The organism is Sorangium sp. So ce321 (genome assembly GCF_051530195.1).
GTDB lineage: Bacteria > Myxococcota_A > Polyangia > Polyangiales > Polyangiaceae > Sorangium.
The window spans coordinates 9,892,675-9,904,619 of the sequence record NZ_CP150329.1; the positions used below are offsets into that span (position 1 = coordinate 9,892,675).

Here is an 11,945-nt window from a genome sequence, read left to right on the forward strand (position 1 = left end):
CTCAGCCCCCGGCGATCGCGGGCACGATCGCGACCTGGTCGCCGCCCTTCACCGGCGTCTTCAGCCCGTCGAGGAAGCGGATGTCCTCGTCGCCGACGAAGATGTTCACGAAGCGCCGCACCCCCTTGTCGTCGAGGAGTCGGTCGCGGATGCCCGGGTAGCTCTTCTCGAGGTTCTCGATGAGCTCGCCGACGGTGCCGCCGGCGGCTTTGACCTCGTCCTGTCCGCCGGTGAGGGTGCGGAGCGGGGTCGGGATGCGGACGGTCGCGGTGTCAGCCATGGTCTTGCTCTCCAGTGTTGAGATGGATCGGGGAGCCGCTCTCGCGGCTCCGTTCAACGTGGGTCGGGGAGCCGCTCTCGCTGTCCCCTTCGACGTGGGTCGGGGAGCCGCTCTCGCGGTCCCCTTCGACGTGGGTCGGGGAGCCGCTCTCGCTGTCCCCTTCGACGTGGGTCGGGGAGCCGCTCTCGCTGTCCCCTTGCGCAGCACACGAGTTCACGTAACGGGATGCGTCGATGGTCGAGATCGCGGCGCGATCGCCGCACAGGGCGCAGGCGGACCGCGCGGCGACGGGCACGCTCCGCAGCCTGTCCATGAGGCCGTCGTAGGTCGCGATCCGGCCGAAGATCGACGTGTCGCCCTTCAGGATCGCGAGCGCCCGGTCCGCCGCGATCGCGCCCGCCACGCCGCACACAGGGCCCGCCACCCCGGCCGTCGCGCAGTCCGGCGCATCGCCGGTCGGCAGGTCCTCGAACAGGCAGCGGTAGCAGGGCCCCCCGCCCGCCGCGACCGCCATCACCGTCGCGCGCCAGCGCACCGCCGCCGCGTGCACGACCGGCGTCCTGGTCAGGCGGCACACGTCGGCGATCAGGAACCGCGACGCGAAGTTGTCGGTCGCGTCGACGACGACCGAGACGCCCGGCATCAGGGCCGCCGCCGCGCTCGGCGTGAACCGGCCGAACCGGCGATCGACGCGGAGCCGCGGGAAGCGGCGGCGCAGCGCCTCGGCGAAGGCGTCGAGCTTCGGGCGGCCGACGTCGTCGTCGTCGAACAGGATCTGCCGGTGCAGGTTGGTGAGCTCGACCTCGTCGTCGTCGGCGACCCGGAGCTCGCGCACGCCCCCCGCGGCCAGCGCGAGCGCGGCGGGCCCGCCGATCCCCCCTGCGCCGACGAGGAGCACGCACCCGCGGACCGTCTCGCCGTCGCCGCCGCTCATCGGAAGTACTCGTCGAGGCTGAAGTACCGCTCGCCCGTGTCGCAGAGGACGGTCACCACGTTCGCGTCCGGGCCGAGCTCGCGGGCGACGTCGAGCGCCACCCGCACCGCGGCGCCCGCGCTGATGCCGACGAGCAGCCCCTCTTGCCGGGCGAGCGCCACCTTCGTCTCGTACGCGTCGCGATCGCTGACCGTGCGCACCTCGTCGACCACGCGCCGATCGTAGTTGTCGGGGACGAACCCGGCCGCGAGCCCCTGGATCTTCGTCGGCCCGCGCTCGCCGCGCGAGATCGTCGCGCACGACTCGGGCTCGACCGCGATGACGCGCGTCGCGGCGCGCAGCCGCTTGAGCACGCGCCCGACGCCGCTCACCGAGCCGCCCGTCCCCACGCCGGCGACGAACGCGTCGATCGCCAGCGACTGCCGGGGGCCGGGCCGCTCGGTCGCGTCGAGGCCGGCCATCGCGTGCAGGATCTCCCGCGCCGTCGTCTCCGCGTGGACCCGCGGGTTGTCGGGGTTGTCGAACTGGCTGAGGATGAGCGCGCCCGGGATCTCGGCCGCGAGCTCGCGGGCCTTGTCGATCGCGCCCTCCATCTGCAGCTCGGGCTCGGTCAGCACGACCTCCGCGCCGTAGGCCTCGAGGAGCTGGCGCCGCTCGAGGCTCATGCTCGCCGGCATCGTCAGGATGCACCGGTACCCCTTGGCCGCGCACACGATCGCGAGCCCGATCCCCGTGTTCCCCGACGTCGGCTCGATGACGACGCCGCCCGCGCCCGCGCCGAGCAGCCCGCGCTCCTCGGCGCCCTCGACCATCGCGAGGCAGATCCGGTCCTTCAGCGAGCCGCCCGGGTTGTGCTGCTCGGCCTTGCCGAACACGCGCCCCCGGGGCGTCGCCGCGTCGACGCGCCGGATCTCGAAGAGCGGCGTGTCGCCCACGAGGTCGAGCACGCTGTCGACGACGCGCGGGTGAGACGGCAGCGGCGGCAGCTGGACCGCGTCCCCCGCGGTTGCGCGGGGGACGCCGGGGGACGGGGCGGCTCGGTCGGGGCTTCTCATGGTCATCGGCTCAGATCACGTAGGTCGATCGCTCCGGCCGCCCCTTGCGGCGCACGCCGAGCTCGACGCCGCGCTCGCAGACGTCGGCGATGGACACCGAGTCGAAACAGCGCTCGATCGCGCTCGCGAGATCGTGGAACACGGCCGTGGGCGGGTCGAGCGGCGAGCTCTCCGGATTGCCGTCGTCATCGGGCGCGATCACCGCGACCGGCCCCTCGAGGGCGCGGACGATGTCCCCCAGGCTGATCTCGCTCGCGGGCCGCGCGAGGTGGTAGCCGCCGCGCGGCCCCCGCTTCGAGCTGATGAGCCCGGCCTTCTTCAGATCCTGGAAGATCTGCTCGAGGAAGCGCGCCGGGATGACCTCCCGCTCCGAGATCTCCCGGATCTGGGTCGGCCGCCCGTCGTTGTGGAAGGCGATATCGAACAATGCGCGCACACCGTAGCGACCCTTGTTCGAGAGCTTCACCGCCAGCCATATGCATTGGTGCATCGGAGAAGTCAAGAACCGCACATAGAGCGACTTGCGCTTCTTTTCGTGCGACAAGGCACCCGTATAGCGCACAGAAGCCGGCCATCGCGCTGAAATTGACAGCAGAGGTTCACCGATCGCTGCGTCGCCGCGACGCAGCTTCGGCTTCCTGTTGAACCGGATGGGACGGGTTCAGTAGCTTCGAGTTTATCGAGGCAGCGAGTCGCCGCGCGCGCCCCCATGCGGGCGCGCGCGGCGCGCGGATCGACGCGTCCGCGTCGCACCGTTCGGGCTGCGGCGCACAACCTAGGAGTCGGCCGGTGGCTTTCTATCAAGACCCCCCCACGCTCGGGAACCAGTACGACGACGATCGCGTGCTGCGGTCCTATCTCTCGCGCGCGCTGCCGCGCGAGGTGGCCGCGTCGATCACGCCCTCGCTGCGGGAGATGGGCGAGCTCGCCGGCGGCCACCTCTACCGCTTGCAGATCGCGGACCGCCCCAACGAGCCGAAGCTCACGTCGTGGGACGCCTGGGGCCAGCGCGTCGACCACGTCGAGGTGACGCAGCTCTGGAAGGAGGCGGCGCGGATCGCCTGCGAGCACGGGGTGGTCGCCGCGGCGTACGAGCGGGCGCACGGCGCCTTCTCGCGCGTCCACCAGTTCGCGCTGGCGTACCTCTTCGACGCGTCGAGCGACGTGTACACCTGCCCGCTCGCGATGACCGACGGCGCCGCCCGGACGCTCCTCGTGAGCGGCAACCACGCGCTCATCGACCGCGCGGTGCCCCGGCTGACGAGCCGCGACCCCGCCGCCGCCTGGACGTCGGGCCAGTGGATGACGGAGCGCGCCGGCGGCTCGGACGTGGGGCGGAGCGAGACGGTGGCGCGGCCGGGGCCGGACGGGGCCTACCGGCTCTACGGGACGAAGTGGTTCGCCTCGTCGGCCACGTCCGAGATGGCGCTCGCGCTCGCGCGCCCCGAGGGCAACCCGGAGGGCAGCCGCGGGCTCGCGCTGTTCTACCTCGAGCTCGCCGACGACGAAGGGCGCCGCGAGGGCATCCTGCTCAACCGGCTGAAGGACAAGCTCGGCACCCGCAAGGTCCCGACCGCCGAGATCGCGCTCGAGGGCGCCCTGGCGACGCCGGTCGCGGGCCTGTCGAACGGCGTTCGGTCGATCGCGCCGATGCTCAACGTCACCCGCACCTGGAACGCCGTCAGCGCGATCGCGGGGATGCGCCGGGGGCTCGCGCTGGCGCGCTCCTACGCCCAGCGCCGGGTCCAGTTCGGCACGCCGCTCGCGGAGAAGCCGCTGCACATGGACACGCTCGCCGAGCTCCAGGCCGAGTTCGAGGGCGCCTTCCACCTGACCTTCCGCGCGATCGAGCTGCTCGGGCGCGAGGAGACGGGGTCGCTCACCGAGTCGGAGGCGAAGCTCCTGCGGCTGATCATCCCGATCACGAAGCTCACGACCGCCAAGCAGGCGGTGTCGGTGCTGAGCGAGGTGCTCGAGGCGTTCGGCGGGGCCGGCTACGTGGAGGACACGGGGCTGCCGCGGCTGCTCCGGGACGCGCAGGTCCTCACGATCTGGGAGGGCACGACGAACGTGCTCTCCCTCGACGCGCTGCGGGTGATCATGAAGGACAGCTCGCTCGACATCCTCGCGGCCGAGGTGGCGCGCCTCCTCACCGGCGTGGTCGAGCCGAAGCTCGCCGAGGCGGAGACCGCCGCGTCGCGCGCCGTGTCCCACGCGCGCGCGTGGATCAAGGAGATGTCCGCCACCGACCGCGACGGCCTCGAGGCGGGCGCCCGGAGGGTGGCGATCACGCTGGGCCGGGCGCTGCAGCTCGCGCTGCTCGTGCGGCACGCGGCGTGGGCCATCGACCGCGAGCGCAGCCGGACCGCGCTGGCCGCGGCGGTCCAGTTCGCGCGCAACGGCGTGGATCTCATCCGCGACCACGACCCCGACACGATCCAGGCCCTCGCCGAGACGCGGCAGAAGCCCACCCCCTGAACGGACGACGCCCCCGGGCACTGAACAGCGCCTCGTCGCCTCCGGCGAGCCCGGGCACCGCGCCGGCTCCGGCGCCCCGGATCGTCCCGCTTCGCGGGGGTCGACGATTTTTCCGCGGGTTTCCAGCGTTCTAAGCGCACAGAATAAACGAGTCGTTTCAGATAGTTGCGGACGGCGGAACCGCCGCAGCGCGGGACGGGTTTTGTCCTACCCGGGCGCGAAGGCACTAGACGGAAACTGACTGAACGGGCATACAGTAATACGTAGCTGCGGCGCTGAACGCGTGCCCGAGGGGCGACGCGCGGGCGGTCCTGTCCATGAGGCGGGCTCCGCCGGCGCGGCGACCCCGATGGGGTGAGATCCGCCTGCGGGCGCCGGGAGCGGCGCCATCCAGGGACTTCGTCCGCCTTCTGGACGGATCGGGCACGCGTGGCCCCGGGCACGCGTGCGGCGCGCGGCGCGGGAGAGCGCACGAGACGAGCTTCGAAGGGGCGAGATGAAGACGCAATACACGCTGCTGTCCGGCGAGACGGTCGAGTTCGCGACGCCGACCGGCGAGCTCGGGACGTTCCTGTGCCGGGTGCTGACCGCGGCCAGGGATCCGTCCGTGTCCGAGGCCGAGCTGACGGACCTCGTCCTCGGCCCGGAGAACCCGCTGCTGGACAGGACCTCGGTCGCAGGCCGGAGCGTCGCGACCGCCGACGTGTACCGCGACCCGGCGTTCCACGTGATGCTCGACTGCGTGGCGCGCAAGCGGCTGCCGCCCGACGCCGCGCCGGCCACGCCGCGGGCGCGCTACACGGTGACGGTGCCGGAGGCCGCGCAGCAGCTCGGCATCTCGGAGAGCGCCGTGCGCCAGGCGATCTACGCGGGGCGGCTGCGCGCGAGCAAGGAGGGGGGCACCTACTACCTCGATCCGCACTCGGTCGCGAGCTACCGCGTGAGCAAGCGCGGGCCGCGGCGGCAGGATCAGGAGGCCAAGGGGCCGCCCGGGGGCATGCTCGACGCGCGCATCGGCTCGGGCCCGGACGCGAGCTTCCGGGTGAAGCACAGCCGCGACGACTTCGAGCTGACGGAGAAGCGCGGGCCGGAGTGGACTGGCATGATCCCGCCCGGGTGGCGGCGGATCGCCGTCCTCGGCACGTCGAAGGACCTCTCGCGCTACTGGGAGATCGAGCCCGCCGAGGGGGAGAGCGTCCTGCACTTCGAGGGCTTCTACCTGCGGGGCGGCTTCCGCATCGTCGAGACGGTGAGCACGACGCAGCGGGCCGTGTCGGCGTTCAAGGCGTTCCAGCCGCGATGAGCGCGCAGCGCCACGGCGCAGGGCGTGGCGGCGCGGGGCGTGGCGGCGCGGGGCGTGGCGGCGCGGGGCGTGGCGGCGCGGGGCGTGGCGGCGCGGGGCGGCCCGGGGCGTGCGGCGCGGGTTGCAGGGGCGCGGGGGCGCAGCGGCGGCCGCTGCGTCAGAAGCGGGCCTGGACGCTCGTGCCGAGGCCGAAGAAGTCCGGGTTCACGAAGGTGCGCATCGCCACCGTGCCCTCCGACGGGTCGCGCTCCATGAAGGTGCCGTTGTTGTCGCGCACGTACTGGGCCCACGCGACCGCGGAGAGGATCTTGCTGATATCCCACTTGAGGCTCACGCGGGCCTGGACGATGGGGACAGCGGACGTGTTGTAAGGGAGGATCGACAGGTTGCCCTGCTCGCGCACGACCACCGTGCGGGCGATCGGCGCGCTGAAGGCGTCGAAGGAGGTCGTCCGGAACGAGGCGGGGAGCTGGAGCCCCGCGCCGAGGCCGGGGGTGAGCCGCGCCGACGCGATGTAGTAGTCGGCGGCCAAGGCGAAGAACAGCTCGTCGGCCGTCGAGGCGCCGCGGACGTCAGGGATCGACTGGAACGGGATATAGCTCGGCTGGTTGCGCAGCACGAAGGGCAGATCGCGGTAGATGCCGGTGAGGCTCGCGCGCGCGTACCCTGACTTGATGACCGCCTGGAGGGCCCCGGCGCGGGCCGCCTGGCGGGTGGTCACGCCCGCGGACTCGAAGTCCTTGAGGTTCTGAAAGAGGTTCGACGCCTCGAGGCTCACCGCCCACGTCGTGTTGCCCGGCGTGTACGTCTCGGGCTTGAAGATGATCTGCGGCAGGTTCGGGTCGTTGCGGTAGAGCAGGAAGTCCACCGACTGCGGGATCGGCTCGCCCTTCTTGTGGGCGACGACGCGGGCCGAGGCGCCGTACGTGTAGGCCGGCTCGCCCGCGACGTCGGGCCAGTCGAACGTGCCCTGCTGGAAGTAACCCGCGCCGAGGTCGGCGTGCACGTAGGGGTGGAGATCGGCGCCGCCGCCGACGAGGAGGCCGTAGTTCGTCTGCGCGATGCTGACCCGCTCGACCTCGCTCGTTCCGGGGGTGAGCACCAGCTGCGTCTGGGTCAGGCTGGCGATCTTGAACCCAGCATATACGCTGAATCGCTCGGTGTCGTACTGGACCTTCGCGCCGGGCGCGGTGCCGATGATGCGCGGGAAGATGGACTGGTTGATCGACGCGTTCGTGCCGCCCCACGAGATGTCGTAGAGGTAGCCGAGGCGGAAGCGATCGGTGTCGAGGGGCCAGAGCGTGACGCCCACCCCGGTCTTCCCGTCGGCCCTGCCGTCCGTGTGATAGAAGGCGCGGATGAACGAGCCGGCGTCGTAGAACGCCTGGTTGACGTTGTTGTTGTTCCTGGACAGCGCCGCGATGTCGACGCGGAGGACGAGCGAGGCCTCGGTATCGAGCCCGCGGATGAACCCCGGCATCCGCCTGTAGAGCGCGAGGTGCGTCAGGTTCTCGCGCCCGCTGAAGCGGGAGTTCAGGTTGTCGAAGAAGAGCCTGTATTGCTTCCGGTCGCCGATGCTCAGATCCGCCGAGAGCGGCTGCGCAATGCCCGTGTCGTTGAGCAGGTCGTCGTCGCCGAGGGTCCAGGTGAGGCGCGTGTCCATGGCGTCGCCCACCCGGACGGGATCCTCCGCCGCGTGCGCCGCTTCCAGCGGCGGGCCTGGCAGCTGCGGCACGGTGGACGCCAGGGGCAGCGTCGCCGGCGGCGTGGGCGGCGGCGGCGGCGCAGCGCGCTCCGGGCCCGGCGCGACGGGTTCGGGGGCCACCGCGGCGGGCGGCTGGACCGGCGCGGCGGGCTCCGGGGCCGGCGCCGCCTGGGCCGGGGCGGGCGCCGGCGCGGCCTGGGCGGGCGCGGGTGCGGCCGGGGCCGGGACGGGCTGGGCGGGGCCGGGCTGGGGCTGCGCGAGCGCCGCCGGCGCGAGGTTGAGCAGGAGGGCCGCGGAGACAGCGGGGGCGAGGAGCGCGCTTCGGTGCATGGCGGGCGGTGGACTTCCTTGGGGCCTGGGTGATGCGGCGGGGCAGCGCGGCCGCGGCAAGAGGAGGAGAGGGCTAGTTGGTCTCCGCATCGTTGTCGTCGAGGCTGCGCATCCGCACGCAGGCCTCCTTCGAGCTCTTCACGGCGGGCGCGCAGCCGGGCGCATCGCAGACGAGATCGTCCGGACAGCGGGCCTCGATCGTCCAGTTGAGCGAGCCGCCCGAGAAGTTCCGGAGCGTGCCAGTCACCGCGTCGAGCTCCCGGCCCCGGTGCGAGGTCGGATCGAAGTCGCTCACCGTGCCCGTCTGGATCTGGATCATGCTCGATCCGTCCGTGACCTTGTAGTTGCCGCGCGCGGAGTAGCCCGTCCACTCGCTGCACTCGGGGTCGCGCGAGCACGCGTTCGCGCAGCTCCCCTCGGCCGGGCTCTCGAAGTCGATCTGGCCGTCGCCGCTCAGGTCGCAGTTCGACTGGTCCGGGGCGAAGACGTTGTCCCGCGCGGGCTTCGGGCCGAAGTTCTTGCTGATGTGGACCCCCTCGACGCGCACGAGCCCGCTCTCGAGCCGCTCCATGGCCGTGGCGTCGGCGATCGTCCGCCCGTCGAGCACGCGGGGCTCCGGGACCGGGCACGCCGTGCCCTCCTGGAAGGGCGCGATCTCGTAGGAAGGGAACGAGAGCTCGGTGAAGCCAAAGAACTCGTTCACGGTGCCCGCGAGGTACTCGAGCCGATCGCAGACTCGCATGTTGGCAGGGGTGTTGAAGTTGAACGCGAAGAGGTGATTGAAGCCGGTGTCCTGGCCCGCCAGGTCGGTGACGTAAAAGCCGTCGCTCGCGACGCGTGTGACGACGACCTGCTGGGGGGCCGCGGTGTTGATCTGGATCCCCTCGAACGCGTAAGGCGTCGCCGAGCCGCCTCCCTGGACGTCGGCGACGCGCGGCAGGGCGTAGGCGACGGGCTTCGAGGCGCCGGCGCTGAAGGAGCCGCCCTCCTCGGTGTCGTCGTCGGCGAAGGCGCACCCGGGGTCGGCGGGGAAATCGATCAGCACGTCGCCGGGCGCGTCGTCGTTGGCGCCGTTCGAGCACACGGGACGGTCGCGCCCGTCGCGGTCCGCGGGCTGGTAGCCGATGTCCTCGGCCCAGAGCCGGGTGGGGCCGTAGACCGCTGTCACGTGGACCGCGCCCACCGCGACCCCGCCGCGCAGGCGGATGTTGCGCCCCACGGCGACGCCCTCCTCGGCGGCCTCGACGTCGATCACGGCCCCGGGCTCGACGCTGAGCCGGACCACGCCGTCGAAGGGCGCCCGGCGGCCGGCCGGGTCGCGCGCCTCGATCCGGAAGTCCCAGGTGTCCACCGTGTCGCCGCGGTTCGCCGGCAGGGGCTCGTCGGCGGAGGGCGGCGCCTCCCCGTTCACCTTCTCGACCTTGACCCAGAAGCTCGAGACGCCGCGGAGGGGCTCGCCCTCGCTGCCGCACCCGGCGAGCGCCGTGGCCGCGGTCGCCGTGAGCGCCGCGAGCCCCGCCCAGCGCCGCGCCCGCGCCCTCACTGGCCCACCATCCGCAGGCGGCCGTCGGAGAAGTTGCCGAGCCGCCGGTCGACGCACGCCAGGTACTTGCACTGCTCGCCGGCGGCGCTGCACGGCGAGAGCGCGCTCTCGCACTGCCGCCGCACCTCGGCCGTCGGCGCCGCCGCGCAGACGCCGCGCTGGTAGGCGGCCACGTCGTCGCGGCAGCGCGCGAGCACGCACGCCCCGGCCGAGCACGGGGCGTCGCCCGTCCGGCACACCGGCCCCTCGACGACCGACTCGGGGCACGCGCAGACGTAGTCCTCGCCGAGGGCCTCCTCGCAGTCGCTGTCCGCGCGGCACGTCGGGAGCTTGCCGTCCTCGCCCGCGCCGCACGGGCTGCCGGCGCGGATGTAGTCGAGGAGCGCGTCGCGCTGCTGCACCTGGGTGTCGAACTGGGTCGTGTTGCGCTGGAGCACCCGGAACCCGCTGCCGCCCTGCGCGAGGTAGTTCGACGTCGCGAGCTCGTAGGTCGCGATCGGGTCAATCGGCTGCCAGCACCGGTTCGCCTCGACGTCGCAGCTGCCCACCGCGCCGCCCGGGCAGTCGGCGTCGCCGTTCGGGCACGCGATCCTCGGCTCGTGCGCGCCGATGTAGACGTGGGTCGCGACGCCGGGCGCGGCGCCCGGGGAGGGGCGCGCGGTGCAGTCGATGACGACCCGCGCGCCCGCGATCTGCGCCTGCGACACGCACCCGCGGCCGCTCGAGCGGCGCGCCACGAAGTCGAAGAGGTCCTGCACCTCCAGCCCGGAGAGCTGCATCTTCGAGATCGAGTTGTCGAAGGGGAAGATGTTGAACATCTGCTCGACCGTCACCGGGCCGGGCACGAGGTCGGCGCGGATGCCCGTCGTGTTCGTGAGCGCGAAGTCGGTCTGGATGCCGAGGCGCAGCCACATCGCCGCGGCGATCAGGTTGCCGAGCGGCGAGTCGCCGCCGCTCGTCGAGACGCGGCGCGAGCCGTCGAGCGCGTAGCCGACGAGGAGATCGAGGTTCGCGAGCGCGTCGAGCCCCTGCCCGTACGGCTCGAGCACCGAGGCGACGACCGGATCGGCCGGCACGCCCTCGGTCACCGGGAAGAGCTCGTACCGGTTCGAGACCACCTCGAAGCCGTTCAGCGGGTCGTAGGCCGCGCCGAGCTCCGAGGGGTCCTTCGACAGCACGAGGTCGAGGCGTCCGACGAACTTCGCGAACGCGCCGGAGTGCGCGAGGACCACGTCGCGCGGGCTGCAGTAGCGCCGGCGCTTCTCGCCTTGCTCGGGGGAGCGCTCGTCGTTCAGGAGGATGTAGTGGCTCTGCTTCTCCTCGTCGAAGTACCGCGAGCAGTCGCGCACGCGCTTCGGCGGCTGGAGCACGATGTGGTTGTGCCCGCCGAGCACGACGTCGATGCCCGTGGTCGTCTCGATCATCTGCTCGTCGACGTCGAGCCCGAGGTGCGTGACGAAGACGATGACGTCGACCGTGGGGCGGAGCAGGTCGACGTAGAACTGGGCGACCTCGGTCGTGTTCAGCGGCGTGATGCCGAGCCGGTTCGGCGCCTCGAAGATGGACGTCAGGCTGGAGAGGTTGCCCATGCCGATGACGCCGACCCGGAGGCCCTCCAGGTCGAAGACCGTGAACGGCTGCAGGATCGCGCCGAGCGGCGAGGCGCCGGGCTGCGCTGGGTCCTCGAGCTGGTAGTTCGCCGCGAGGATGGGGAAGCCGGCGTGCTGCTGGAGCTGGATGCCGAGGTTGAGCGCGCCGCGATCGAACTCGTGGTTGGCGACGATCATGGCGTCGACGCCCATGGCGCCGAGGGTGCGGATCTCCGCCTCGCCCGAGTAGAAGTTGAAGATCGGCGCGCCCTGGAAGCAGTCGCCGCCGTCGAGGTGCAGCACGCGCGACGACCGCGCGCGCTCGCGGCCGATGATATGGGACATGCGCGCGGCGCCGCCGACGTTCGCGATCGAGGTCGCCTCGCCGAGGCCGAGCCCCGCGTCGACCTGGCCGAGCTGCAGGTTGTACGGGAAGAGCCGCGAGTGGATGTCCGACGTGTGGAGCAGCGTCAGGTGCGCCTGCCCCACGAGCCGCGTGGGGGGCGGCTCCTGCTCGCAGCCCGCCGCGCCCAGGCCGAGCGCGACCGCGCCGGCCAGGAGCGCGCGCGAGACGCGGGACGCGGGACGGGTCTCGCGCGTCTCGCGCGTTACGCGCGCCGAGCGCAGCGAGCTCGTCGCGACGCGCGCCGGAGAGAGGGGAGCCTCGGAGGGCAGTGTCGTGGCCTCCGGCGCCGCGCCCATGGCTTTACGGGACTTCATGAAGCGAC

Annotated in this window: 9 protein-coding genes; 2 read left to right on the forward strand and 7 right to left on the reverse strand. The window is 72.5% G+C overall.

The window, feature by feature from the left end:
* Nucleotide 1 precedes the first annotated feature (1 nt).
* The 4 genes from WME89_RS36505 to WME89_RS36520 are packed head-to-tail and all read right to left on the reverse strand — an operon-like array spanning nucleotide 2 to nucleotide 2,759.
* Nucleotides 2-280: a MoaD/ThiS family protein gene (locus WME89_RS36505; protein WP_437303463.1), complete on the reverse strand. Its 279-nt coding sequence runs from the start codon at nucleotides 278-280 to the stop codon at nucleotides 2-4.
* Nucleotides 273-1,214, reverse strand: coding sequence for a HesA/MoeB/ThiF family protein (locus tag WME89_RS36510; RefSeq protein ID WP_438004247.1), 942 nt, complete (start codon nucleotides 1,212-1,214; stop codon nucleotides 273-275). The genes WME89_RS36505 and WME89_RS36510 overlap by 8 nt, the downstream gene beginning before the upstream one ends.
* Nucleotides 1,211-2,269, reverse strand: coding sequence for a cysteine synthase A (cysK, locus tag WME89_RS36515; RefSeq protein ID WP_438004248.1), 1,059 nt, complete (start codon nucleotides 2,267-2,269; stop codon nucleotides 1,211-1,213). Before cysK ends, WME89_RS36510 begins: the two co-directional genes overlap by 4 nt.
* 10 nt (nucleotides 2,270-2,279) lie before the next feature.
* On the reverse strand, nucleotides 2,280-2,759 hold the full coding sequence (locus tag WME89_RS36520; protein ID WP_437619248.1) for an RrF2 family transcriptional regulator: 480 nt from the start codon (nucleotides 2,757-2,759) through the stop codon (nucleotides 2,280-2,282).
* Between the two features lie 299 nt (nucleotides 2,760-3,058).
* On the opposite strand from WME89_RS36520, the gene WME89_RS36525 reads away from it, so the two are divergent.
* Both WME89_RS36525 and WME89_RS36530 read left to right on the forward strand, forming a co-directional pair.
* Complete coding sequence (locus WME89_RS36525; RefSeq protein ID WP_438004249.1) at nucleotides 3,059-4,747, forward strand: acyl-CoA dehydrogenase family protein; 1,689 nt, start codon at nucleotides 3,059-3,061, stop codon at nucleotides 4,745-4,747.
* A 496-nt stretch (nucleotides 4,748-5,243) separates the two neighbouring features.
* Nucleotides 5,244-6,050: a helix-turn-helix domain-containing protein gene (locus tag WME89_RS36530; protein WP_438004250.1), complete on the forward strand. Its 807-nt coding sequence runs from the start codon at nucleotides 5,244-5,246 to the stop codon at nucleotides 6,048-6,050.
* A gap of 157 nt (nucleotides 6,051-6,207) precedes the next feature.
* Here the strand turns inward: WME89_RS36530 and WME89_RS36535 are convergent, their stop codons facing one another.
* From WME89_RS36535 to WME89_RS36545, 3 genes are all read right to left on the reverse strand, one after another.
* Nucleotides 6,208-8,085, reverse strand: a complete 1,878-nt coding sequence (locus tag WME89_RS36535) for a hypothetical protein (protein ID WP_438004251.1) — start codon at nucleotides 8,083-8,085, stop codon at nucleotides 6,208-6,210.
* A gap of 73 nt (nucleotides 8,086-8,158) precedes the next feature.
* Entirely contained in the window at nucleotides 8,159-9,628 is a 1,470-nt protein-coding gene (locus WME89_RS36540; protein ID WP_438004252.1) for a hypothetical protein, read from the reverse strand.
* Nucleotides 9,625-11,937 carry a bifunctional metallophosphatase/5'-nucleotidase gene (locus WME89_RS36545; RefSeq protein WP_438004253.1) on the reverse strand — a complete coding sequence of 771 codons (2,313 nt, stop codon included), beginning with the start codon at nucleotides 11,935-11,937 and terminating at the stop codon, nucleotides 9,625-9,627. The genes WME89_RS36540 and WME89_RS36545 overlap by 4 nt, the downstream gene beginning before the upstream one ends.
* Nucleotides 11,938-11,945 lie beyond the last annotated feature (8 nt).

Coding starts and splice junctions, on each gene's coding strand:
- WME89_RS36520 (WP_437619248.1), bottom strand. CDS start 2,759: ATGCACCAATGCATATGGCTGGCGGTGAAGCTCTCGAACAAGGGTCGC.
- WME89_RS36505 (WP_437303463.1), bottom strand. CDS start 280: ATGGCTGACACCGCGACCGTCCGCATCCCGACCCCGCTCCGCACCCTC.
- cysK (WP_438004248.1), bottom strand. CDS start 2,269: ATGAGAAGCCCCGACCGAGCCGCCCCGTCCCCCGGCGTCCCCCGCGCA.
- WME89_RS36535 (WP_438004251.1), bottom strand. CDS start 8,085: ATGCACCGAAGCGCGCTCCTCGCCCCCGCTGTCTCCGCGGCCCTCCTG.
- WME89_RS36530 (WP_438004250.1), top strand. CDS start 5,244: ATGAAGACGCAATACACGCTGCTGTCCGGCGAGACGGTCGAGTTCGCG.
- WME89_RS36510 (WP_438004247.1), bottom strand. CDS start 1,214: ATGAGCGGCGGCGACGGCGAGACGGTCCGCGGGTGCGTGCTCCTCGTC.
- WME89_RS36545 (WP_438004253.1), bottom strand. CDS start 11,937: ATGAAGTCCCGTAAAGCCATGGGCGCGGCGCCGGAGGCCACGACACTG.